This window comes from Streptomyces sp. NPDC101132 (assembly GCF_044759225.1).
Classification (GTDB): Bacteria; Actinomycetota; Actinomycetes; order Streptomycetales; family Streptomycetaceae; genus Streptomyces.
Genome location: NZ_JBIVYX010000016.1, coordinates 62,603 through 86,793 on the forward strand (window position 1 = coordinate 62,603; position 24,191 = coordinate 86,793).

Here is a 24,191-nt window from a genome sequence, read left to right on the forward strand (position 1 = left end):
CCGGTGCCCGGCGGCGGTTCCGGAGCACCGCTGCTCGGGGTCGAGGAGGAGTTCTTCCTGGTCGACCCCGGCACCGGGCGGATCCGGCCGCGCGCGGCGGAGGTGGTGGCCGCGGCGCGCGCCGCCGGTCACGGCGGGACCGTCACGGGCGAGTTCACGCTCTACCAGGTGGAGACCCGCACCCCGCCGTGCGCCGGCCTCGACCGGCTCCGGGCCGAACTGGCCGCGGCGCGGCGGGCGGCCGCCGGCGCCGCGCGCGCCCACGGCCTGCGGCTGTGCGCCTCCGGCACTCCGGTGCTCGGCCGGGTGGACCCGGCGGCCGTCGCGGACCACCCCCGGTACCGGGCCGGGACGGACCAGTACCGGGGCATGATGGCGGACTTCGCGGTCTCCGCCCAGCACGTCCACGTCCACTGCCCCGACGCGGAGGAGGCGCTGCTGGTCGGCAACCACCTGCGCCCCTGGCTGCCGCTGCTCGTCGCGCTGGGCGCCAACTCCCCGTACCACCAGGGCCGGGACACCGGCTACGCGAGCTGGCGCTCGGTGGTGCGGCTGCGGTTCCCGTGCCTGGGGCCCCCTCCGTACGCCGCCTCGGCGGCCGGTGCCGGGCGGACGGCGCGGCTGATCGCGGCCTCGGAGGCCATGCTGGACGCCGCGCTGCCGTTCTGGGACGTGCGGCCCAACCCCCGGCTGCCCACCGTGGAGGTCCGGTGCCTGGACGTGGTGCCGGAACTCGACGACGCGGTGGCACTGGCGGGGCTGGTACGCGCCCTCGTGCGGGTGTCGCTGCGGGCGGTGCGGGCCGGTGACGTGGGGCCGCCGGTCGCGGCGGAGGAGGTGCGGGCCGCGTACTGGAAGGCGGCCAGGGACGGGCCGACGGCCCCCGGCGTCGATCTGCTCGCCGGCCGCCTCGGGCCGGGCGCGGAGCTGCTGCGGGGGCTGCTGGAGCACGTCGGGGAGGCCCTGTCCGAGACCGGTGAGCTGGACTTCGTACGGTCCGTGCTGTCCGGCGTCGTCGGGGGCGGGCGGGTGACGGGGGCGGCCGCCCAGCGCGCGGCCGCGGCGGGGCCCGGCGGGCTCGGGGCAGCGGTGCGGTGGCTGGTGGAGGCGACGGAGCGGGTGCCGGAGGAGGGCGGGGCGGGCCTCCCGTGAGGGGGTGGGCGCCGGGGGGCGTGGGGCTCCGGCGGAGTGTGCGGACGGGGCCTGCGAACGGGGCGCCAGGCGTGGGCCGTTCAGGGGACCGCTCGGGGCCCGCTCAGGGCCCCCCACTCAGGGCCCGCTCTGGCGGGCCGCTCAGGGGGTGGCGAAGGTGATGACCAGGACGTCGCGGTGGGCGGGGTGGTCCGGGTCGCCGGGGGTGACCGCGGTGACCCCGTGGAGCGTGCGCCGGTCGTCACCCAGCAGCAGCGTGCCCGGCTCGCTCAGGACGGTGCTGAGCAGCGGGTCTCCGGAGGGGGTGTAGACGGTGCTCTCGCCGCCCTCCGCGTTCACCCGGGACACCAGCAGGGAGGAGACCAGGGTGACTCCGTCGCGGTGGACGCCCTCCGGGGTGGGTTCGCCGCCCCGGCCGCCGGTGGCCGTGACCCGGAAGGGGTGAACCTTCACCGTCCACTCGGGAGGCTCGGCGAGGACGGCGGCCGCCTCGGCGAGCAGGTCCAGCAGCCCCGCCAGCAGCGGATCGGCGGTGAACTCGCCGGTGAGCGGGGCGAAGGCACGGCCCTTGCCGACGTACAGCGGGTTGCTGTCCTCCGGTTGCAGGAAGTCCCCGTGCGGGCGGGGCTCCGCCGGGCGGCCCGGTCTCATGCCGAAGTGGCCGTAGCGCCGCAGCCGGTGCGTGCCCGCCGGTTCCGTGTACGGGTCGGTCACCAGGTGGTCCCAGTGCCGGTCGAACTCGGCCCAGCGGTGCCGGTCGGCGCCGAGGCGCCCGCCGACCTCGTCGGGCGGGAGCAGGCAGTATCCGGGGCCGGCCAGCGCGTCGAGGGTGCGTGTGTGGTCCATGGCGGGCGTGTGCCCGGGCCGGCGCCGCCCATGCGGTGCGGGGCGGGTGCGGGCTGGTCAGCTCCGGGTGCGGGGGTCCGTTCCGCCCGGCCGGCCGCCGGTGGCGGTGGCGGTGGTGGCGGCGGCCGCGGTGCCGGGGCCTCCGGTCTGCCGGTCGGCTGCCACGGCGTCCGCCCGGCCGCCCGCGCCCAGCAGGCCCGTGGATCCGAGGTCCCCGGCGGCCGCGAGGCGCGGCAGGTCGCGGCGTGCCACCCGGGTGACCAGGGGCGGCAGGCCCGCGCGCACCACCTGGACCGCCCGGAGCCAGGCGGGGATGTAGACGGCCGCGGCGCGGCGCTCGGTACGGTCCACCAGGCGGGCGGCGACGGTGGCCACCGGGTACACCCGGCGGGCCGGGGGCGGCATGTGCGCGCGGAGTTCGCGCAGCACCGGGTACCGGTCGCCGTCCTCGATCATGTCGGTGGCGGTCCAGTTGAGGTACGCGATGCCGACGCCGACGTGGCGATGGGCGAGTTCGGCGCGCAGGCAGTGGGCGAAGGCCTCCACGCCGGCCTTCGAGGCGCAGTACGCGCTCATCAGCGGTGCGGCGCCGAAGGAGGCGAGGGAGGCGATCTGGAGGAAGTAGCCGTGTGTGTCCAGGAGCGCGGGCAGGAACGCGCGGGCGGTCGTGGCGCTCCCGGTGAGGTTGACCTCGACCACGCGTCGCCAGGTGGCGGGGTCGGAGGTGGGGAAGGGGCCGCCTTCGGCGAGTCCGGCGTTGGCGATCACGACGGACGGCGGTCCGAGGGCAGCCGTCACCTCGCGCGCGACGCGGGCCATGGCCGCGTCGTCCGTGACGTCGGCCTCCCAGCAGGCGGCCAGGGCGCCGAAGGGCGCGGCGACGTTGGCGAGGCGGTCTCCCTCGTGCCCGACGAGCGCCGTGCGGACGCCGCGGCCGGCGAGCTCCCGCGCCAGCCCGGCGCCCAGCCCGCGGGCCGCGCCGGTGACGACGGCCACCCGGCCGCGCAGCGGACTGTCATGCGGTCCCATGTACGCCTCCTTCGGGGGCGGGATCGGCCCGTGCGGGCCCTCCCCGCGCGGCCCCGCACCGGACCCTGGCCGGGACGGGGATGGTGCCCGGTCCGGGGGTGGGGGTGGTCATGGGGGGCTCGTCGGTCGGCCCTTGCGGTCGCGGCGGGTCAGGGCGCGCTGGGTGCGGGTCAGCAGGCGGCCGGTGTGGCGGCCTCGCAGGGCGGCGCGGGCGGCGTTGGCGCCGGGCGCGCCGTGCACGCCGCCGCCGGGGTGCGCGCTGGCGGAGGCCAGGTAGAGGCCGCGTACTGGGGTTTCGGGCCGCCCGGTGCCCGGCAGCGGTCGGAAGAACAGCTGCTGGTGGAGGGCGGCGGTGCCGCCGTTGATCGCACCGCCGTGCAGGTTGGCGTCGAGCCCTTCCAGGGTGGGCGGGGCGAGGACCCGCCGGGCCAGGACCCGGGAGCGGAAGCCGGGCGCGTGGCGTTCGATCTGGTCCTCGACCCGGTCGGCCATCCGCTCCTGCTCCCCGTGGTCCCAGGTCCCGCTCAGCCCCTGGCCGCCGGCGTCCCCGCGGACGTGCTGCGGGACGTGGGTGTAGGCCCAGGCCGACTCGGTGCCGGCCGGTGACCGGGCCGGGTCGGCGGTGGTCATCTGGCCCATCAGGAGGAACGGTTCGTCCGGCACCTGGCCCATGGCGATCTGGGCGGCGAAGCGGGTGAGCGCGTCGACGCCGTCGGCGAGGTGGACCGTACCGGCTCCGGCGGCGCCGGGGGCCGTCCAGGGCACCGGACCGTTCAGCGCCCAGTCGACCTTGACGGTCGCGAAGTCCCAGTGGAAGGCCTTGAGGTCCGCCAGCAGCCGGCCGGGCAGCAGGGCCTCGTCGACCATCCCGCCGTACAGGGCGGGGGCGGCCACGTCGGCCAGGACCGCGCGGCGGGCGGCGACCCCGCCGCCGTCGGCCGTACGGACCCCCACGGCCCGGCCCTGCCGGACGACGACCTCCCGGACCGGGGTCCCGCAGCGCAGCACTCCCCCGGCGGCCTCGAACCGGCGGACGAGGGCCGCCGTCAGGGCGCCGGCGCCGCCGACGGGGACCGGGAACCCGTACGTCTGCCCGAGCATGCACATCAGCCATCCGAAGCCGCCGCTGCCGGCGGCCTCCGGGGCCAGGTCGGCGTGCAGCGCGTTGCCCGCCAGGAGGAGCCGTCCGCCGTCCCCGCCGAACTCCTCCTCCCCCAGCCGGCGCACCGGCAGCAGCATGCTGCGGGCCAGGTGCAGGCCGCCGGCGGCGCGGAGCCGGGGAAGCAGTCGCAGGGCGGGCAGCAGGGGCGGGAAGGGGGTGAAGAGGGACCGCAGCAGATCGGGGCCGATCCTGTCCCAGGTCGCGCAGAGGTCGCGCCAGGCGGCTCCGTCACCGGGCGCGAAGGCGTCCAGGCCGGCGGCGGTGGCGTCCACCCGGTCCTCCAGCACGGCGCACCGGCCGTCGGGCAGCGGATGGGCCAGGACGCTGGGCGCCCGGGACCAGCGCAGCCCGTGCCGGCCGAGCTCCAGCCGGTCGAGCACGGGGGACGCGGCCGCCAGGGGGTAGAAGGCGCTGAAGACGTCGGACACGTAGTCGGGGTGGACCCGGCGGTCGCTGCGGACGGCTCCGCCCGGTTCCGGCTGGGCCTCCAGGACCTCGACGCTCCAGCCCGCGTCGGCCAGCACGTTCGCCGCCACGAGTCCGTTGGGGCCGGCACCGATCACCACCGCGTCGGGCATCGGCTCTCCTCTCAGGGTCCGCCGCCGCCGGCCGGGGCGGCGGCGGACCGCACCCCGGTGTGCGGCCGCTCCTCGACCAGCTCGGCCAGCCGGCGCAGCATGCGGCGGTTGCGTACGTGCAGCAGGGTGTCCAGCGGTGCGCTGTGCAGCGCGCCGCCGGGGCCGCGGAGCGGGTGCTCGTCGACGATGACGAGGGTGTGCTCGCCCCAGGGCCTGAGTTCGATGGCGATCCTCGCGGTGCCGAGCCGGCCGCTGTCCGCCTCCAGTTCCAGGAGCCGGCCGGGATCCGCCGCCCGGACGGTGGTGACGCCCGAGCCGGAGAACGGGCCCAGCCGGACGGTGTACTCCAGGCGCGCTCCCGGGTCCGGCCAGTCGCCGTCGACGGGGCGCGATCCGGTGGGCCCGACCACCCACCGGCCGTACAGGCCGGGGTCGGCCAGGACCGCCCACAACCGTTCGGGAGGGGCCTCGACGAGCTGGTGCCTCAGCGCCATCCCTCGTCCTCCTTCGCCTGCGTGCCGTCTACGGGGGTCGTGAGGCTGCGCCTACCCCGGCGCGCCCGCAGCACACTCCCGCGGCGGAGCGGGGCTCAGCCGAACGGGGACGGGTGCCGGCCGGGCGGGGGCGCGTCGTCGTCCGGGCGTTCCACGGCGAAGACGTGCACGCTGACGGTCGGACCGTGCTCGCGCGCCGCCTGCATCCGGTGGTAGAAGGTCTCGTCGAAGCAGAAGCCGTCGCCCGCGGAGACCTGGGTCGAGTGGGGGGCGCTGCCGAAGCGGACCCGTTCGTGGAGGAGGGTGCCGCGGGCCACGTAGACGGCGCCGCGGACGTCCTCGTGGTCCAGGTAGCAGGTGCCGGGCGGTACGTGGTCCCAGCCGACCGCCCAGACGCCGAGCGGGCCGGCCTTGAAGAGCTGGACCCAGCAGCCCTCGTCCGCGGAGGCCCTGAGCCGCTCGCGCCAGCGCGGGTAGTCGCGGCCCACCTGTCGTGCGATGCCGAGCAGTTCCTCGGGCGCCGGGAGCGCCGTGGAGGAGCGCGCGGCCGGTCTTCGGTCCATGCCCCGCTGCTGCCCCCGTTCACCGTGCTCAACCGGTTGGGGCTCCGGGCACCCGTTCCGGGGCGGTACGGGCCCGCTCCAGGGTGGCCGGGCACCGGGCCGGGCCCGCGGGGCGGACCCGGCGTCGGGCCGGGCCTCCGGCGGTTCGGCTCAGGCGGCGTACCAGGTGTCGGTGGCGGGGTCGTGGCGGGCCAGTCCGAGGCGGGCGAACTCCCGCAGCCAGCCGCGCATCGGCCAGTGGCCCCAACGCCGCCGGAACAGCGCGCCGTTGCGCAGGATGTCGTCCAGGTGCCGCACCGGCGGGTCCTCCACGGGGTGGTACTGGTGGTACGCCGGGGCGCCGCCCAGCCAGCCCAGTCCCACCCCGGCGCGGTCCGCGAGGCGGGCGAAGTCGGTGTCCTCGCCGCCGTACCCGGTGTACTCCTCGCAGAACCCGCCGATCCGGGCCCAGGTGGCGGCCGTGACCGCGAAGGACAGCGACCAGAACAGGTCCGGGTCGCCGCCGGTCACGAGCTCGTCGGGACCGGGGTCGGGGCGGGCGGGGTGCGGCGAGGCGAGTTCCGGGAGGTCGGCGAGCCGGTATCCGGCAGCGGGCGGGGGCGGCAGGTAGGCGACCGTGCCGCAGAGCAGTACGCCGTCGCGTGCGGCGGCGGCGTACCGGGCGACGGTGCCGGGGCCGGGCACGCAGTCCACGTCCAGGAAGACGAGCACGCGCGCCCCCGCTTCGAGGGCGTGGCGGGCGCCCGCGTTGCGCGCGGCGGCCAGCGGCAGCCGGCCGGCGCGGGGCACGGGCACCGGGACGGCGTCGCCGCGCGGATCGCCGTCGGCTGCGATCCGGCCGGCCTCGGGGTCGGCCATGGCGACCACGACGTAGTGGTCGGGCCGCCGGGTGCCGCGGGCCAGTCCGGCCTGCTGGAAGGCGAGGTGCCGGTGGCGCCCCGAGACGGGCGTGACCACCGCGACCCGCCCGCCGCCGCCGGGCGTGCACGGCGACGCGGACTCCCGTGCCCGCACGACCGCCCCCTGGTCCGGGCCGGCAGCAGACACCCCGGCTCCCGCACCGGCCCGGCGGGACAAGGGAGCCGTACGAATGGACCCTGGGTCCTCGTCGGGACATCCGGGCAACGGCGCGCCGCCGTCCCGCGGCTCACGCACCGGCGTCTCACGGTCCCGCGGGGGCACGAGGGCCTCGCCGGGCCGGACGGTGGGGTCGGGGGCCGGTTCGGGCGGGGGCACCCCCGGGGGCCACGGCGGCGGAGGGGGCTGCGGTGCGACGCCGGACGCAGGTGCGGTGCCGGAGGCCGGGGTCCCGACCGGCGGGGTCACGGGTCCCATCGGGTGCCTGCCAGTTCGTCGAGGGCGCGGGCCGCGCGGCGGGCGCCGTCGCCGGGCGCCCAGCGGGCCCAGGCGTCGCCGTCCAGGGCGGCCGCCTCGGCCAGGACGGCGGGCCACTCCGGTGCCGGCGGCCAGGCCGGCCGGACCACAGCGAGCCGGGCCAGCGCCAGGGCGCGTGCGGTGCCGTACTGCTCGTCGTACGGCCGGGGCTGCGGGAGGATCACCGCCGGCCGCCGGGCGGCCGCGCACTCGGCGACGGCGTTCTGCCCGGCGTGGGTGACCACGACGTGCGCGGCGCAGATCCGGGGCCACGGGTCGCCCGACCAGTCCCCGGAGGGCCCGCCCAGCACGTCCCACTCCCACTGCGGGGTGGCGGCGCGGGCCTCGCGCACCTCGGCGGCGGTGATGCGGCTGCCGCCGGCCCCCAGCATCAGCAGCACCCGCCGCCGTCCGCCCGGCACGGGCGGCGGTGGGCGGGTCGCGGTCCGGCCGTCGGACCGCGAGAAGGCACAGGTGTAGACGGTCTTCTCGTACCAGTGGGCGGGCCAGCCGGGTTCCGGGAAGGCGGCGGGCCAGGGTGCCAGCAGGCGCAGCGCGATGTCGTGGCCGAGCCGGTGCGGCGGGTCCCGGCGCCGCCCGCGCATGGCGGCCACCACCACCGGTACGCCCATCAGCCGGGCCAGGCAGGCCACTTCGACCGACACGTCGCTGACCAGCAGCGCGGGCCGGGTCCTGGCGAGCCAGTCCGCGATGGCGGCCATGCGTTCCTGATAGCCCGGGTGCCGGAGGGGGGCCCAGTGGAGGCGGCCCTGCGCGCGGACGTCGATCACCGGTTCCGCCCCGGTGTCGAGGGGCAGCCGCACCCACTCCCCCGGCCAGCCGTCCGGGGGGTCCAGGCTGGACAGGCCGGTGAGGGGGCTGCGGGCCTGCCCGGCCACGCAGAGCGCCCGGTGGAGGTGGCCGAGCCCCTGGTGGTGGACGTAGTAGCCGATCACGACAGCAGCTCCTCGTACAGGGCCTCGTAACGGTCCGTCATGTGGCCGACCGAGCAGAAGGACTCGGCCCGCTCGCGGCAGGCGCGGCGGCTCAGCGCGCGGGCCCCCGCGATCGCGGCGGTGAGTGCCTGTACGTCGGGGAAGGGGACGAGCCGGCCGCAGTCGGGGGTGAGGATCTCGCCCAGGGCGCCGCGGTCGAAGCCGCACACCGGGGTGCCGCAGGCCAGCGATTCCGCCACCACCAGCCCGTACGGCTCGTCCCAGCAGGGCGTCACCAGGGTGGCCGAGGCCGAACCGACGAGGGCGGCGAGTTCCGCGCCGGCCAGGTGGCCCGCGTACCGGATCCGGCCGCCGAGGTGCGGCACGACGCGCTCGCGGAAGTACGCCCGGTCCACGACCGGTCCCGCCAGCGTCAGCGGCAGCGCGGCGGCCTCGGCCGCGGCGATGGCCAGGGCGGGCCCCTTCTCGGGCACGATGCGGCCGTACCAGACGAGGCCGCCCCCGCCGGGGCCGGCCGGCCAGCGCCGGACGTCGACGCCGTTGCGCACCACGCGCGCGGCGCTCACCAGCGGCCGCCAGGCGCGTGCGGTGTGGGCGCTGACGGCGGTGAACACCACCGAGCCGGTGGCGTCGGCCTGGATCGCGGACTCCAGCCAGGGGGTGGGCGGCGTGTGGAGGGTGGTCACGACGGGGGCGGGCACGGCCGGGGCCATGGCGATGGGGAGGTAGTGGAGGCTGTTGTTGTGCACGACGTCGTACGGGACTCCGCCGCGGCTGGGCGACAGGTCGAGCATGAGCCGCAGGTACGCGTGGTGCTCGGCCAGGGCGAGCGGGTCGGTCATGCTCAGGTCGGCCCGGGCGGCGTCGCTCAGCCGGGGGGTGTGGACGGGCAGTTCGCGGACGCCGAGGGCGGGGTCGGAGCCGGGGGCGGCGAACAGCGCGACCCGGTGGCCCCGGCTGCGCAGCGCCGCGGCCAGGGCCCACGTGTGCGCCTCCAGCCCCCCGGCGAAGGGCTCGCGGATCGGGTAGCGGGCCGAGGCGATCAGGGCGATGCGCAGCGGCCGGCTCATGGCAGGCAGGCTTCGTACAGCGCCCGGTGGGCGATGGCCAGGGCCTGCCGTTCGGCGGCGCGGGAGGGCGGGTGCGCGCGCCAGGCGGGCCGGTGGGCGTACGCCTGCCGGACGGCCGCCTCCAGCGATTCCTCGTCGAGTCCGTCCCGGCCGTGCCGGTAGGTGTGGCAGGGGCGTTGCTGGGCGTAGTAGCCGCAGTCCGGCACGGCGACGGCGGTGCCGAGGTCGTGGCAGGCCTCCAGCCAGCCGGAGTGGGTGCCGAACGTGTAGGGCAGCACGGACAGGTCCAGGGACTGGAGGTACGTCCAGAGGGTGTCGTCGTCGAAGTAGTCGTGCACCCGCAGGTCGAGCCGGTCGTGGGCGGCGAGCGCGTGCAGGCCCGCGACCACCTCCGGGTCGTGCGCCCGCGAGCCGGGGTCGTGGGTGTCGGGGTGGATGTCCACCCGGAGCACGGCGTCGGGGAGGGCGGCGGTGATCCGCGCCAGGGCCGCCACCACGGGCAGGGGCGCCATGTTGGGGCGCAGGCTCTTGGCGTGTACGCCGATGACGAAGCCGGCGCGGGTTCCGCGGGGGCGGGAGAGCGCCGGCTCGTCGACGACATGGGGGTGGGGCAGCACGTGGGCGGCGCGGCCCCACCGGGCGGCGATCTCCTCCGCCGCGCCCGGGGTGAGGGTGATCAGGCAGTCGGCGGCGGGGATGAGGACGTCGAGGGCCGCGTCGTGGGCGCGGCGGTCGGGGTGGTGGGGGTTGCGGAGGTCGTGGACGGTCTGCACGAGGGGCTTGCGGTGCCGGCGCAGCTGGCCGACCAGGTCCGCCAGCTGTTCCGGTGTCTGGGCGTCGAAGCCGAAGTGCAGGTGGTAGACGTCGAAGGAGGGGTGGTGGGCCCGGACCCACGCGGGGTCGAGCATGACGGGGGGCCACCACTGCTGGGAGGTGCTGGGGGCGCCGTTGGGGCGGGGGTCCGGCAGCAGCGTGACGCCGTCGGAGCCGTCCGAGGCGTGGATGTGGCGTACGTACACGTGCCCGGACGGCACCGACGCCACCCGGATCTCACGCCGCCGGGCGGGGCGGCGGAGCAGCGGGTACGGGGTGCCGCCGGCCGGCGGGACGGCGGGGGCCACGGCCCGCGCCGCCTAGTCCTCGCCCCGGACGATGTTCCACTCCGGGCCGTCGGGGGGTGCCTCGGGCCGGCTGCCGGGGCGTGCCCTGACGGCGCCGCCGGGGGGCCCGGCCCGCCGGACGACCGCGGGACGACACGTGCGGACGCGCTCGTCGGCCGGAATGTTACTGCTGATCGGCTGGGTGTCCGCCTGCGTTTCCACGGCCGGCACCTCCCCGTCTGACGTGGATGGCCGGCCGTACGGCCCGCCTGGTCGCTGAGCGGCTACCCACGCCCGACCGGCCCATGCGGTGGGGCCGCGGGGCGGCCCCACCGGTCCGCGACGGAGGGACGGCCCTCTTCGTCGCTGCGGGGCGACCGGCGACGCGTCGACGGGCGGAAGGGCGGCGCCGCCCCGTCCGGCCCGGCAGAGCGATGCGCGGTTCGGCCTCCGGGGCGTCGGCCGAACCGGGCCTCCGGACCTGTCCGTTGCCCGCGAGGGGCCGCGCGCCGTTGTGGAACGGGGCCGGAGGTCTGACGGGCGTACGACGCTCCGCCATCGCGGCCGGACGCGACCGGGCGCGGCCGGGGGCCGGGCGGGGCCGCGCCGCCGGCGCGGGGAGGCCCCTCCCTCCTGCGCGTGCCGGCCGGGGGCGCTCGACGCATCCGTACCGGCGCGTGCTGCGTTCGGCCGTGCGCGGAGTTGCCGGGGCCGTCGTCCGGTGCTTGCTTGGTCGCAGGAAACGTCCCGGCCCCCCCCTGAGGGCCCCGCCCGCTGGAGGACCTCGTGAAGTTCGCGCAGATCATCGAATTCGAGACCGAGCGCGCCGACGAGATGCGCGAACTCATCCACCAGTACGAGGAGACGGCGCGCGCGTCGGGCCGCAAGCTCGGCCCCACCCACCGCATGCTGCTGCGCGACCGCGCCAACCCGAACCGCTTCCTGGCCGTCGTGGAGTTCGACTCGTACGAGGACGCCATGGCCAACAGCGAGGCACCGGAGACGAGCGAGCTCGCGGCGCGGCTCGCCGCTCTCTCCACCCGGCCGCCGGCCTTCACCGACTGCGACGTGGCGGAGTCGCAGGACCTGTAGGGCGGGGCTGCCGGCCCGGTGTGCGGCCGGGCCGGCGCGGAGCGCGTCCGCCGCCTCCCCCGCCGATTCGTGCCGGGCGCCCGGGACGACAGTCCGACGGCGGCGGCATGGTCGGCGGCGTCTCGACGCCCGTGGACGCGGGGTACCCCTCGTGGTGGCTGCGGCGTCGCGGGCCCGGGCGGCCCCCGCCGACCCCTGGTGCCAGACACGTGGAGGGGTCTGCCTGGGGGAACGGCTTGGACCCCGCGATGGAGCCCATCGGGAATCGGCGGGGCCCGACCGGCGCCCCGGCCGCGCGGTGACCGACGAGGCCCGTGCCCGTCCCTCGCGCCGCGGTCGTCGGCACCGTGTGGCGCATCCCCGCCCCGCGGGGTGAACCGCCGTGCGCGGGACGCCGTCACAGCCCGTCGCGCAGTGCCCCGGTCCGGCCTCTCCGGGCCCCTCCCCAGAGGCCGTGTCGCCTTTGCCGGAACCCGCCGCATGGCTCTGCGCCCCGCGGGCATGCGCCTGGTCCGGGTCGGGTGCCCGTTGCCCGGCCCGGTCACGGATCACCGCGATCCGGCGCCCGGCGGGCGCCGGGAAGGACTGGAGGCATCCGCATGACCACCGCACGCCAGATCATGACGCCCGACGCCACCTGCGTCCGCTGGGACGAAAGCGTCCTGACGGCCGCACGGAAGATGACCGAACTCGGCGTGGGCGCGCTGCCGATCTGCGGCAGCGACGACAAGCTCAAGGGCATGCTCACGGACCGCGACATCGTCGTGAAGGTCCTCGGCGCCGGGAAGGACCCGGGAACGTGTACCGCCGGGGAGCTGGCCCAGGGCGAGGCCGTCACCATCGGCGCCGACGACGACGCCACCGAGATCATGCGCACCATGGCCGAGCACCAGGTCCGCCGGCTGCCCGTGATCGACGGGCACGTCCTCGTCGGCATGGTCGCCCAGGCGGACGTGGCCCGCGCGCTGCCCGATCCCCAGGTGGGCGACCTCCTGCAGGCGCTCTCCTCCGACTGACGCCCCGACCGACACCCCCGGCCGACACCTCCGGCCCACGCCCCGGCCGGCGGCCACCGGCCGGGGCAGGCCCGCGTCGACCCTGGCGCGAACGCGTACCGTCCGTCGCCCGTTCACGTGCGATGCTCGGATCATGACCCGGCGCCCCGAGAAGTCCCACGGACCGGCCGAAACGCTCGCCCTGGCCAGAGTCGTGGCCAGGCTGCGCGAGGAACTGGCCGACGCGAGACGCGCGGCGGCCGAAGGGGCCGTCGTGGAACGGGCGAAGGGCCTGCTCATGGGCGCCGAGTGCCTCTCGGCGCACGAGGCGTACGCGGCCCTCGTGGCCCGGGCGGAGCTGTACGGGCACTCCCTGGCCGTGGAGTGTTCGGCCGTGCTCGACGGACACGCCGCGCGGCCGCCCCGGGCGGACCGGCCTGCCCTCGGGGCGGGACCGGTCCGCGCCACCGCCCCGGTCGGGCCTCCCGGCCGCGGGGGGACCCGTACGGAGCGCCCCCCGCGCCCCGTGGAACGTGAGGAGCGCACGGAGCGTACCGACCGCTCGGAGCGTACGGCCCACGTGGAACGCACCGTCATCCCCAGCGCCCTGGCCGGGACGCTGGCTCAGGTGCGCTCCGCGCACGGGGCGGCCGCGGGCCTGCACCGGCACCTCGGGGCGGCGACCGGCGTCGACTGCGTGGTGATCTACGCGGCCGCCGAGGGCGGTGGGGCGGATCTGTGGGGGGACGCCGGACTCGACCCCGACCTGGCCCGACGGTGGCGCCACCTGCCGCCCGGCGTCGCCGTGGCACCGCTGCGTGCGCTGGAGACGGGGCGTCCCGTGTGGCTGGAGGACCCCGGCCGGGACGCGGAGCGCTACACGCTCATCGGGCAGCCGGAGCGGTGGCCCACCCGTGCCTGGCTCCCCTGCCCGACGCCCGGCGCGAACATCGCGGCCGTGGGCTTCCTCCGGGGCCGGGCCGAGCCGTTCGACCCCGCCACCCGCGACCTGCTCCAACACGCGGCGCGGCTGTGCGGAGCGGCGCTCGGTGCGCTGCCCGCGCCCGCGGAGGCAGGTGCCCCGGGCACGGCCCCGGACGCGGGCCCGGACGCGGACGCGGACGCGGACGCGCAGCGGATGCTCGACGCGCTGCCGGGCGCGGTGATCGTGGCCACCCCGCTCCGGCGCCCGGACGGCACGGTGGAGGACTTCCGGGTGGACGCGGCGTCGCCCGGGGCATTCGACGTCGCGCGCCGCCGGGGCAAGGAGCTGACCGGCACCCGCCTGCTGGAGCGGTACCCGACGATCCTCGGCACGTCGCTGTGGCGCGGCTTCCTGGAGGCCCTGGAGACCGGCACCGCCTACGAGGGCGATCCGTTCGCGTACGAGGAGGTCACCGCGGGCCGTCCGCGGCACACCACCTTCTCCGTACGGGCGGTCCCGCTCGGCCGGCGCCTGGTCGTCTCCTGGCTCCCGCACGACGCGGAGGACCGCGAGGCCACCCGGCTGGCGGACATGCAGCGGCTGGGCAACCTGGGCTGGAGCCAGTGGGATCCGGCCACGGGGGCCGCCGAGTGGTCGGACCAGGTCTACACGATCTTCCAGCGGGAGCCGTCCCTGGGACCGGTCGACTGGAAGGACCTCCCCGACCACCTCGTCCCGGAGGACGCGCCGGGGACGGCCGACGCCGTCGACCGCCTGCTGCACCGCGCCGAACCGCTGGACCGCACGGTCCGCATCGCCGCCCCCGGCGGCGTCCGGCACGTACGCGTCGTCGCCGAGGCCGTCGCCGACGCCACCGGCGCACCCGTCGAGGTCCACGGCCTCTTCCAGGACCTGACGCGCCAGCGGCACGCCGAGGACGAACTGGTGCGCTCCGAGCGGGCCGTGGCGCACCAGCGCGGTCTGCTCCGGGCCGAGCGCACCCTGGCCGCCCGTCTCCAGCACGCGCTGCTGCCGATCCCCGGGCAGTCGCTGCGGCTGGCCGGGCTGGACGTGGAGGTGGCGTACCGGCCCGCCGAGGACGGGGTCAACGTGGGCGGGGACTGGTACAGCGCCATCGAACTCCCGGACGGGAACGCCCTGTTCGTGGTCGGTGACGTGGCCGGCCACGGGCTCGACGCGGTGGCCACGATGGCGCAGCTGCGGTTCACCGCGAAGGGGATGATCGTCACCGGCAGCCCGCTGGTGGAGGCACTGCACCGGCTGAACACGCTGCTGCTGCACACCGGCGACGCCCGGTTCGGCACGGCCACGATGATCATTGCGGTCTACGATCCCGCCGCGCGGTGCCTCACCTGGGCCCAGGCGGGACACCCTCCGCCCCTGCTGGTCCGGGACGGCCGGGCCGGCTACCTCGACCGGCCGGCCGGGGTCCTGCTCGGCGCCACCGCCGACCCCCGCTTCGAGGAGGCGCGGTGCCGCCTCCTCCCCGGCGACCAGGTGCTCTTCTACACCGACGGCCTCGTCGAGAAACCCGCGGAGCACCTGAACGAGGGTTTCGCCAGGCTGGCGTCGACCGCGGCGCGCACCTGCGCGCCGGGTCCGGGCGAAACGCTCGGCGCACTGCTGTCACCGCTGGTGGGGCGCGGCGCGCGGCGGGACGACACCTGCGTCGTGCGCCTGCACCTGCCGTAGCGGCGGTCCGCCCGGTGCGGCCCCCGTGCGCCCCCGTGCCCCCACCCGTACGCACCCGGCGGCACCGCTCGTACGGGGGATCCGGGGTTTGCCCGCCTGCTCAGCGGCCAGACGTCAGGCATCGCCCCCGATGACAGGAAGGGTCCGTCATGGCAACCCTCGCGCTGTTCACCGTGCCGATGCTGCTGGCGCTGCTGCTCACCGTGGGCCGACGTGAGCGCGGCCGGCACGCGGGGGCCGGGGGTGGCCGGCACAGCCGCCGCCACGCGCGCCCGCCCGGGCGTAGGCTGGCGGGCGCGCCGTAGGCGGAGCCGCCCCGTGACGGACGCCCGGGCCTCCCGGCTCGGCCGCGGGGGCGGTGACGCCCGCCGCTGCGCCTCGCGCGGCCCGCACCGTAGGGTGGCTTCGCGCGGAGGGCGGGCGCGGCGAACGTGCCGAGCGCCCGCCTGCGCCGCAACGACCGACCAGAGGACGGAGTGAGACCGCCGTGCAGACCATCGGACCGGGGACCTCCGGCGAGCCCGCGCCGGACGAGCGGGGCCTGACCCTGTGCCAGCGCCGCATCCTCCTGCTGCGCGGCGCACGCCGACAGGTCACGCGCGGCCGGGAGTTCGCCCGCTCGGCACTCACCGACTGGGGCTGGGACACCGGTGACGCGGCCGAGGACACCCTGCTGGTGGTGTCCGAACTCGTCACCAACGCCAGTCTCCACGCGGGTGGCTGCCACGAACTCGTCCTGAGTGCCGGGGAGGTGTTCCGGGTGGAGGTGTACGACGGCGCACGGGACCTGCCGCGGCTTCAGCCGGCCCCGCGGCCCGGGGTGCCGGGCGGGCACGGCCTGCACATCGTGCGGCGCCTCTCCGACCGCTGGGGCGCCGAGGCCCACGCGCACGGCAAGGTGGTCTGGGCCGAGTTCGAGGCCGACCGGCTGCGGACGGGCGCGTCCCGGGGCTGGTGACGCGGGTCCGCCGCGTACGGATGCCCCGGCGGGTGCCGCGCCGACGGCACCGGCCGGCGGGCGCCGGCGGAGCCGTCACGCCCCGCCCGGACGCGGCGACGCGGGTACGGCGTCCAGCTCCGCCCAGACGACCTTGCCCGAGCCCCGCCGCAGCACGCCCCACCGGGCGGCGGCCCGCTCCACGATGAACAGGCCGTGGCCGCCGGGGAGGTCCTGCCGGTGCGGCCGGCGCGGGACCGGCAGTTCCGGTGCCCGGTCGCCCACCTCCATCCTCAGCCGGGGCCCCCGGGCGTCGAGGGTGACGTCCAGCGGTCCTCCGCCGTGCGCCGTGGCGTTGGCGACGAGTTCGGCCACCACGAGGACGGCGTCCTCGGCGGCGTGCGCGGAGCCGCCGGACCACGCCCAGTCGGCCAGCGCCCGGCGAGTGAATGCCCTGGCCCTGGCGCACGGGCGGGCCGAACCCGCCAGTTCCAGGCGCCGCAGCCTGTGGTCCGCGGGGGCCCGGGCGCCCTCCCCCGGCCGCCGACCGGCCTCTCCGGCTCCTCCGGCCCCTCCGGCGCCGTCTTCCCGGCTGGTCGGGTTCACGCCGCGACGGCCTCCTCGACGGTCGTGTGGAGCGAGAACACGGACTGCGCGCCGGTGAGTTCCAGGACGCGCATCACCGCCGGGGGCACCGCGGCCAGCCGGAACGCGATCCCGGCGTTCGCCGCCGCCGCCCGGGTCCGCAACAGCAGGTTGAGACCCGAGGAGTCGCAGAACCCGACGCCTTCCAGGTCGACGACGAGCAGCGGCGGACGCTCTCCGACCAGCGCGGCGAGCGCCTGCTCGGCCGGTTCCATCATCTCGATGTCGAGGTCGCCGGCCACCGCGCACAGGGCGGCCCCCGCCTCGGTGTGCGTCACGTCGACCACCACTCCCCGTACCTCCTCGTCGGGCCACTGCCCGGAGGTCTCCGGATCGTTCTCGGCACGCATGCTCGTCTCCTCCTTCACAACCGGTCCGCCCCGTCGCGTACGGACACCCCGACCAGGCACGTGTCGTCGTCGGTGTCGGAAGCGCTGTAGCGCAGCAGGTGGTCGAGGTGTGCCTCCAGTGCTCCGGGGCCGCCGTCGCACTCCCCGACGGCCTGCTCGGTGAGGGCGAGCAGGTTGGCCAGGGAGGTGTGCAGGGACTGGTCGCGGCGCTCGATCAGGCCGTCCGTGTACATGACCAGGGTGTCGCCCGGCTGCAGGGTGAACTCGTCCTCGTCGTACTCGGCCTGGTCCAGGGCGCCGAGGAGGATCCCGCCGATCTGGGGCAGGGTCTCCGCCCGGCCGTCCCGGAGCAGGACCGGCGGCGGGTGCCCGGCGCGGGCCCAGCGCAGCCGCCGGGTGGCGGGGTCGTACAGGCCGCAGGCGGCGGTCGCCGTGAGGCTTTCCGTGAGGTGGTGGGTGATGCTGTTGAGCCAGGTCAGCAGCTGGGCCGGGCCCGCTCCGGTGGCGGCGAGGCCGCGCAGGGCGTTGCGCAGGGCGACCATGCCGGTCGCGGCTTCGATGCCGTGGCCCGCCACGTCGCCGACGCAGAGCAGGACCGCGCCCGAGGGGAGGGTGAGCGTGTCGTACCAGTCGCCGCCGACCAGGTGTTCCTTCTCCGCCGGGCGGTAGCGGACCGCGACCTGGAGGTCGTGCAGGTCCTGCGGGCCGCGGGCCGGCGGCATGATGGCGTGCTGGAGCTGCAGGACGAGACGGCTGCGTTCGGCGGCCTGCTGCTCGGTCTGCGCGAGCTGGTCCCGGGTGGCGGCCAGCGCGACCTCGGTCCAGTGCTGGGCGGAGATGTCCTGGTAGGCGCCGCGTACGACGCCCAGGCGGCCGTCGGGGTCGTGCACCGGCTCGGCCACGACCCGGATGTGGCGGGCGACGCCGTCGGGGCGCTGCAGGCGGAACGCGGTGGAGGCCGGCCGCTGGTGGTGCAGCAGCGTGCGCAGGAAGCGGCCGATGGCGGGCCGGTCGTCGGGGTGGGCGTGGTCGGCGAGCTGGTCCAGCGGGACGGGCGGGGCCGACACCGGCAGGCCGTACAGCTCGTAGATCGTCTCGTTCCACACGATCTGCCGGGTCAGCAGGTTCTCCTCGAAGCCGCCGATGCGGCCGAGGCGCTGGGCGTGCTGGAGCAGGCGCGCCACGCGCGGGGTGCCGTCGTCCAGCCGCCAGACGACCACCAGGTAGCCGCCGTGCCGGCTGATGCCGACCTTGGCCTGGGCGCTGATGGGGACGCCGTCGACCAGGGCGGTGAGGGTCATGTTGGGGGTCCTGAAGGGCTCCCCGGTGACGAAGACGTGCTCGACCTTCTCCAGGAGGCCGCCGGACTCCGCCGCCAGGGGGTAGGCCTCCAGCAGGCGAGCGCCGAGGACGGCGCTGCGCGGCCGCCCGGCGAAGTCGACGAACGCCGGGTTGACGTGCCCGATGGTGAACTGGAGGGGCAGTTCACCGCTGTCCGGGGCGACGTGCAGGATCAGGCAGGGGTCGGCCAGGCCGTCGGTGAGCTGGCGCAGCCCTTCGAGCTGTGCGTCCGGTGCGCCGGGGGTGGGCGAGCCGCTGTCCGCCCAGGTTTCGAGCGTCGCCGCGGCGAGTTCGGCCAGGGCCTCGAACTGCCGCTCCAGGGGCTGGGAGCGGTCCGGCAGCTCGTCCCGCCAGCAGATCTCCAGCACGCCCGTGAGCCGACCGCCGATGCCGGCGGGTACGGCCAGCCGGCCGCCGGCCACCTCGTGCTGGCCGACGGACGGCAGTCCCGCCTCGGCGAGCGTGCGGTATCCGACCGCCGTGCGCTCGTCGAGGGCGCGGCGGGCGGGCGTGGTGACGCCGGGGGGTACGTGGCGCCAGCGGTGGGCCTCCTGGGGGGTGAACCCGGCGCTGCCGGCCAGGGACAGCGACTGGTCGGGGTGGGCCGCCCAGACCGCGACGGCGACCGCGCCCAGGGGGCGCAGCGCGTGGTCGAGCATCGAGCGGGCCGCGGCCTCGGTGTCGGCGGCGACCAGGGCGTGGGCCTCGGCGCTGCGCAGCCGCAGTCCGACGGATCCGGCGGCGGGGGCGGCCTGCGCGGCCACGAATTCCCGGGCGGCCGCCGAGATGGTGTCGGAGGCCACCTGGTTGACCAGGTCGGCGGCCAGTTCGATGACGGGTACGCCGGCCTGCTCGGCGAGCGTGGACAACTGCGCGGCGGCCTCGGTGGGCCCGCAGCGCAGCCGTTCGACGAGCACGCCGACGGCCATTTCGGCCAGCGCACGGCCGGCGGCGTCGGCGTGGGCCTGCTCCAGCTCGCGCTGGAGCCGCTCGACCGTCGAAGCGAGGCGCCCCACGGCGGTGGCCCCGGTGTCCGGGCCGGCGTCGGCCCGGTGCAGCGGGCCGGACTCCGCGTCGCGCTGCGCCCCGACGCGGCGCGCACCGGGCGGGGCCGCGATCCGGGCGCGGGTGTCCGCACCGCGCGGCTCGTGGGGGTTGCGCACTCTTCAGCTCCTGGGGGTCGGCCGGCGGCTCGTGGACGTCGTGGGGGTCACGAGGTGAGGTGGCGGTGGATCCGGCCGACCAGGTCGCCCGCGTCGACGGGTTTGGTGATGTAGTCGGAGGCCCCGGCGGCGAGGCTCTTCTCCCGGTCTCCGACCATGGCCTTCGCGGTCACGGCGATGATCGGCAGGTGGGCGTGCTCGGGCATGGCCCGGATGGCGGCGGTGGCGGTGTACCCGTCCATCTCCGGCATCATCACGTCCATCAGGATCACGTCGATGCCGGGGTGCGCGCGGAGGGCGTCGAGGGCGGCCCGTCCGTTCTCCGCCTGGAGCACGCGCATGCCGTGGAGTTCGAGGATGCCGGTGATGGCGTAGAGGTTCCGGTCGTCGTCGTCGACGACGAGGGCGGTGCGGCCGGTGAGCGGGGAGATGTGGCCGGGTTCCCAGCTCCCTCCCGTCTCGGGCCGGCGGACCAGGGGCAGGAGGTCGCCGGGGCGGTCCGCGCTCATGTGCAGGGCGATGCGCTCGCGGAGTTCGTCGAGGCTGGTGAGGAGTTCGACGAGCTGGGTGCCGCTCCGCTCCTGGAGCAGCCGCTCGTCCTCGGCCGCGATGCCCCGGCCGCTGTGGACCAGGACCGGGACGGCGTGCAGGGCCGGGTCGCGCTCCATCTCCTCCAGGAGGCCGACGGCGGCCCCGTCGGGCAGGTCGAGTTCGAGGACGACGCAGTGGCACGGGCTGGTCGCCAGGGCGGCCGCCGCCTCGTGGGCGCCGACGGTGGTGATGAGTTCGACCTCGCGGTGGCCCGCGGAATCCATGTGGCCCGGGAGGTCCGTCACGGCGTTCTCGGCCACGAGGGACAGCAGGCCGCGCGGGCGTCCCTCGACGACCAGGAGGCGGCGGGGCCGGGCGGGGGTGTCGGGGCCGGTGTCCGAGGGGCCCCGGCCCTCCGCGCGGCCGGCCTGGTCGCCCGCGCGCTCGATCGCCGCCGGTGCCGTGGAGGCTCCGGGGGTGTCCCCTTCCGGCAGTTCGGGGCGGGTGACGGGCAGGTAGAAGGTGAAGGTGCTCCCCTGGCCGACCGTGCTCTCGGCGGTGATGGCGCCGCCGAGCAGGAAGGCGATCTCACGGCTGATGGACAGGCCGAGCCCGGTGCCGCCGTACTTGCGGCTGGTGGTGCCGTCGGCCTGCTGGAAGGCGCCGAACACGGTTTCCAGGTGCTGCGGGGCGATGCCGATGCCCGTGTCGGCCACCCGGAAGGCCAGTACCGGTCCCGGGCGCCGGACGACCTCGGGGATGCGGTCCTCGTCGGCGGGCGCGATGCTCAGCTCGACGCTGCCGCTCTCGGTGAACTTGACCGCGTTGGAGAGGAGGTTGCGCAGGATCTGGCGGAGCCGGTAGTCGTCGGTGAGCAGCTCGTCCGGCACGTCCGGGGCCGAGCGCACGCTGAACGACAGGTTCTTCTGGCTGGTCATCGGGCGGAAGGTGGCCTCGACGTCGTCCAGCAGCCGGCCCAGCGGGACGGGCTGTGCGTTGAGGTCCATCTTGCCGGCCTCGACCTTGGACAGGTCGAGGATGTCGTTGATCAGCTGGAGCAGGTCGGAGCCGGCGGAGTGGATGATGCCGGCGTACTCGACCTGCTTGGTGGTCAGGTTGCGGGTGGGGTTCTGCGCGAGCAACTGGGCCAGGATGAGCAGGCTGTTGAGCGGGGTGCGCAGCTCGTGGCTCATGTTCGCGAGGAACTCGGACTTGTACTTGGACGCCAGGGAGAGCTGGTGGGCGCGGGCCTCCAGCTCCTGGCGGGCCTGCTCGATCTCGAGGTTCTTGGTCTCGATGTCACGGTTCTGCGCGGCGAGCAGCTCCGCCTTCTCCTCCAGTTCGGCGTTGGAGGCCTGGAGTTCCTCCTGCCGTGCCTGGAGTTCCTTGGAGCGGGTCTGCAGCTCCGCGGTGAGGCGCTGGGACTCGCCGAGCAGCTCGTCGGTGCGGGCGTTGGCGATGATCGTGTTGAGGTTGACCCCGATCACGTCCGTCAGCTGGTGCAGGAAGTCCCGGTGCACCTGGGTGAAGGGGTGGACCGAGGCCAGCTCGATGACACCCAGCACCTGTCCCTCGACCACGATGGGCAGCACGACGAGGTGCAGTGCCTCGGTGCGGCCGAGTCCCGAGGAGACCGCGAGGTAGTCCGGCGGGAGGGAGTCGACCACGATGGGGCTCTTGCTGCGCGCGGCCTGCCCGACGAACGACTGTCCCAGCCGGAAGCGGGTCGGACGGGCGCCCTCCGGGAAGGCGTACGAGGCGACGAACTGCAGGACGGTGCCGTCCGGGTCGTCCTCGGCCAGGTAGAAGGCGCCGCAGTGGGCCGACACCAGCGGGGTCAGCTCGTCCATGATCGCGTCGGCGACGACGGCGAGGTCGCGGCCGCCCTGGGTGAGGGCGGAGATCCGGGCCAGGTTGGTCTTGAGCCAGTCCTGTTCCTCGTTGGCCCGGGTGGTCTCGCGCAGCGACTCCACCATGAAGTTGATGTTGTCCTTGAGGTCGGCGACCTCGCCGGAGGCGTCGACGGTGATCGAGCGCGTGAGGTCGCCCTCCGCGACGGCGCCGGTGACCTCGGCGATGGCCCGGACCTGCCGCGTGAGGTTGCCGGCCAGCTCGTTCACGTTCTCGGTGAGCCGCTTCCAGGTACCGGAGACGCCCTCGACCTCGGCCTGTCCGCCGAGCCGTCCCTCGCTGCCGACCTCCCGCGCGACGCGGGTCACCTCGGCCGCGAAGGAACTCAGCTGGTCCACCATCGTGTTGATGGTGGTCTTCAGCTCCAGGATCTCCCCGCGCGCGTCCACGTCGATCTTGCGGGTGAGGTCGCCGTTGGCCACCGCCGTGGTGACCTGGGCGATGTTGCGCACCTGGCTGGTCAGGTTGTGCGCCATGAAGTTGACGTTGTCGGTGAGGTCCTTCCAGGTGCCCGCCACGTTCGGGACCCGTGCCTGGCCGCCGAGGATGCCCTCCGTGCCGACCTCGCGCGCCACGCGGGTCACCTCGTCCGCGAACGCCGACAGGGTGTCCACCATGGTGTTGATGACCCCGGCCAGCTCGGCGACCTCGCCCTTCGCCTCGACCGTGATCTTCTGGGAGAGGTCTCCGCGGGCCACGGCGGTGGCGACCTGGGCGATGGAGCGGACCTGTCCGGTGAGGTTGGACGCCATGACGTTGACGTTGTCGGTCAGGTCCTTCCAGGTGCCCGACACGCCGCGTACGGTGGCCTGGCCGCCGAGGTTGCCGGCGGTTCCCACCTCGCGGGCCACCCGGGTCACCTCGTCGGCGAACGCCGAGAGCTGGTCGACCATCGTGTTGATGGTCTCCTTGAGTTCCAGGATCTCGCCGCGCGCGTCCACCCGGATCTTCTGCGTCAGGTCGCCCTGGGCCACGGACGTGGTGACCTCGGCGATGGAGCGCACCTGGGCGGTGAGGTTGTCCGCCATGACGTTGACGGACTCGGTGAGGTCCCGCCAGGTGCCGGAGACGTCCCGTACGTCGGCCTGGCCGCCGAGCCGGCCTTCCGTACCGACCTCCCGGGCCACCCGGGTCACCTCGCCGGCGAACGAACTGAGCTGGTCCACCATGGTGTTGATGGTGTTCTTCAGCTCCAGGATCTCGCCCCGCGCGGTCACGGTGATCTTCTGCGAGAGGTCGCCCTCGGCGACGGCCGTGGCGACCTGCGCGATGGCGCGGACCTGGCTGGTGAGGTTGCCCGCCATGAAGTTGACCGAGTCGGTCAGGTCGCGCCAGGTGCCCGAGACGCCCTTGACGTCGGCCTGGCCGCCGAGGATCCCCTCGGTGCCGACCTCGCGGGCCACCCTGGTCACCTCGACGGCGAAGGAACTGAGCTGGTCCACCATCGTGTTGACGGTGTTCTTCAGCTCCAGGATCTCGCCCCGCGCGGTCACGGTGATCTTCTGCGAGAGGTCGCCCTTGGCCACGGCGGTCGCGACCTGCGCGATGTCGCGGACCTGCGTGGTGAGGTTGCCGGCCATGGCGTTGACGGAGTCGGTGAGGTCCTCCCAGGTCCCGGACACCCCCGGCACCTGCGCCTGGCCGCCGAGGCGGCCCTCGGTGCCGACCTCGCGTGCCACGCGGGTCAGTTCGGAGGTGAACCGGGACAGCTGGTCGACCATGCCGTTGAAGACCGTGGCGATCTCTCCGAGCAGCCCGTCGGAGTCGCCCGGCAGCCGGGTGCCGAAGTCGCCGTCGCGTACCGCGGTCAGGCCCGCGAGGAGCAGTCTCAGCTCCGGCTCCCCGACTTGCGCGGCCCCGAGGTCCGGTCCCGCTGGTGCCCGGGAGCCGTCGGGGAGGGTTGAGGCAGCCATCGAACGTCGCCTTCCGTAGAACGCCGGACCCGGCCTCGGCACCACGCTCGCGACTCGCCGCCAGAGGCGTCGGGCGGCGGCCGCCATGCAGGTGCGTGGGGCGGGCACGTACCGCGCAGGAGGTTACCCCACGCCGTAAAGGATCAGGAAAACACACGGGATTGCGGTCGCGGCAATTGCGGTCGCGGCAACCCGGGTATCGCGGGCGTACCGGAAATCGCATACGCCGCCGCAACGGGCGTGGGGGCGCAATGGAGGGGTGAAGCGAAGAGCGTTCCCGTCATCCTGGCCCTTCCCGTCCTCCGTTTCGTCTGGATCACACGATTCAGGCGGTTCGCACGGTTCATCCTG

Annotated in this window: 19 protein-coding genes; 6 read left to right on the forward strand and 13 right to left on the reverse strand. The window is 75.9% G+C overall.

Annotated features, from left to right (window positions below; genetic code table 11):
* Window positions 1–3: 3 nt before the first annotated feature.
* Window positions 4–1,152, forward strand: coding sequence for a YbdK family carboxylate-amine ligase (locus ACIQUR_RS29885; protein WP_403670829.1), 1,149 nt, complete (start codon window positions 4–6; stop codon window positions 1,150–1,152).
* A gap of 141 nt (window positions 1,153–1,293) precedes the next feature.
* On the opposite strand, the gene ACIQUR_RS29890 is transcribed toward ACIQUR_RS29885, so the two are convergent.
* From ACIQUR_RS29890 to ACIQUR_RS29930, 9 genes are all read right to left on the reverse strand, one after another.
* Window positions 1,294–1,998 carry a 2OG-Fe dioxygenase family protein gene (locus ACIQUR_RS29890; RefSeq protein WP_403670831.1) on the reverse strand — a complete coding sequence of 235 codons (705 nt, stop codon included), beginning with the start codon at window positions 1,996–1,998 and terminating at the stop codon, window positions 1,294–1,296.
* Window positions 1,999–2,055: 57 nt separating this feature from the next.
* Window positions 2,056–3,027, reverse strand: coding sequence for an SDR family oxidoreductase (locus tag ACIQUR_RS29895; RefSeq protein WP_403670834.1), 972 nt, complete (start codon window positions 3,025–3,027; stop codon window positions 2,056–2,058).
* Between the two features lie 108 nt (window positions 3,028–3,135).
* Entirely contained in the window at window positions 3,136–4,767 is a 1,632-nt protein-coding gene (locus ACIQUR_RS29900) for a phytoene desaturase family protein (protein ID WP_403670836.1), read from the reverse strand.
* Between the two features lie 11 nt (window positions 4,768–4,778).
* Entirely contained in the window at window positions 4,779–5,261 is a 483-nt protein-coding gene (locus ACIQUR_RS29905; protein ID WP_403670838.1) for an SRPBCC family protein, read from the reverse strand.
* A 95-nt stretch (window positions 5,262–5,356) separates the two neighbouring features.
* Window positions 5,357–5,824 (reverse strand): hypothetical protein, encoded by a 468-nt coding sequence (locus tag ACIQUR_RS29910; RefSeq protein ID WP_403670841.1) that lies wholly within the window; start codon window positions 5,822–5,824, stop codon window positions 5,357–5,359.
* Window positions 5,825–5,974: 150 nt separating this feature from the next.
* Window positions 5,975–6,871 carry a glycosyltransferase family 2 protein gene (locus tag ACIQUR_RS29915; RefSeq protein WP_403670844.1) on the reverse strand — a complete coding sequence of 299 codons (897 nt, stop codon included), beginning with the start codon at window positions 6,869–6,871 and terminating at the stop codon, window positions 5,975–5,977.
* A gap of 275 nt (window positions 6,872–7,146) precedes the next feature.
* A complete protein-coding gene (locus ACIQUR_RS29920; RefSeq protein WP_403670846.1) occupies window positions 7,147–8,154 on the reverse strand; it encodes a glycosyltransferase in 1,008 nt (335 codons plus the stop codon).
* The gene (locus ACIQUR_RS29925) at window positions 8,151–9,224 is read right to left on the reverse strand and encodes a glycosyltransferase (RefSeq protein ID WP_403670849.1); all 1,074 of its coding nucleotides are present in this window, start codon (window positions 9,222–9,224) and stop codon (window positions 8,151–8,153) included. Before ACIQUR_RS29925 ends, ACIQUR_RS29920 begins: the two co-directional genes overlap by 4 nt.
* A complete protein-coding gene (locus tag ACIQUR_RS29930; protein ID WP_403670852.1) occupies window positions 9,221–10,345 on the reverse strand; it encodes a glycosyltransferase family 1 protein in 1,125 nt (374 codons plus the stop codon). Before ACIQUR_RS29930 ends, ACIQUR_RS29925 begins: the two co-directional genes overlap by 4 nt.
* 765 nt (window positions 10,346–11,110) lie before the next feature.
* On the opposite strand from ACIQUR_RS29930, the gene ACIQUR_RS29935 reads away from it, so the two are divergent.
* The 5 genes from ACIQUR_RS29935 to ACIQUR_RS29955 all read left to right on the forward strand — a co-directional run bounded on the left by ACIQUR_RS29935 (window position 11,111) and on the right by ACIQUR_RS29955 (window position 16,007).
* Complete coding sequence (locus ACIQUR_RS29935) at window positions 11,111–11,416, forward strand: hypothetical protein (protein WP_403670855.1); 306 nt, start codon at window positions 11,111–11,113, stop codon at window positions 11,414–11,416.
* A 599-nt stretch (window positions 11,417–12,015) separates the two neighbouring features.
* Window positions 12,016–12,432, forward strand: coding sequence for a CBS domain-containing protein (locus ACIQUR_RS29940; RefSeq protein WP_403670859.1), 417 nt, complete (start codon window positions 12,016–12,018; stop codon window positions 12,430–12,432).
* 133 nt (window positions 12,433–12,565) lie between these two features.
* Window positions 12,566–15,049: a SpoIIE family protein phosphatase gene (locus tag ACIQUR_RS29945; protein WP_403670862.1), complete on the forward strand. Its 2,484-nt coding sequence runs from the start codon at window positions 12,566–12,568 to the stop codon at window positions 15,047–15,049.
* 149 nt (window positions 15,050–15,198) lie between these two features.
* Window positions 15,199–15,354: a hypothetical protein gene (locus ACIQUR_RS29950; protein WP_403670865.1), complete on the forward strand. Its 156-nt coding sequence runs from the start codon at window positions 15,199–15,201 to the stop codon at window positions 15,352–15,354.
* A 182-nt stretch (window positions 15,355–15,536) separates the two neighbouring features.
* Complete coding sequence (locus ACIQUR_RS29955; RefSeq protein ID WP_403670868.1) at window positions 15,537–16,007, forward strand: ATP-binding protein; 471 nt, start codon at window positions 15,537–15,539, stop codon at window positions 16,005–16,007.
* 75 nt (window positions 16,008–16,082) lie between these two features.
* Here ACIQUR_RS29955 and ACIQUR_RS29960 read toward each other — a convergent pair whose 3' ends face one another.
* From ACIQUR_RS29960 to ACIQUR_RS29975, 4 genes are read right to left on the reverse strand one after another with little or no spacing between them, the layout of a single operon-like run.
* On the reverse strand, window positions 16,083–16,592 hold the full coding sequence (locus ACIQUR_RS29960; RefSeq protein ID WP_403670871.1) for an ATP-binding protein: 510 nt from the start codon (window positions 16,590–16,592) through the stop codon (window positions 16,083–16,085).
* Window positions 16,589–16,981, reverse strand: a complete 393-nt coding sequence (locus ACIQUR_RS29965; protein ID WP_403670874.1) for an STAS domain-containing protein — start codon at window positions 16,979–16,981, stop codon at window positions 16,589–16,591. Before ACIQUR_RS29965 ends, ACIQUR_RS29960 begins: the two co-directional genes overlap by 4 nt.
* Window positions 16,982–16,995: 14 nt before the next feature.
* Window positions 16,996–19,485 (reverse strand): SpoIIE family protein phosphatase, encoded by a 2,490-nt coding sequence (locus tag ACIQUR_RS29970; RefSeq protein WP_403670876.1) that lies wholly within the window; start codon window positions 19,483–19,485, stop codon window positions 16,996–16,998.
* 47 nt (window positions 19,486–19,532) lie between these two features.
* Window positions 19,533–23,840, reverse strand: a complete 4,308-nt coding sequence (locus tag ACIQUR_RS29975; RefSeq protein WP_403670878.1) for a HAMP domain-containing protein — start codon at window positions 23,838–23,840, stop codon at window positions 19,533–19,535.
* Window positions 23,841–24,191: the final 351 nt, after the last annotated feature.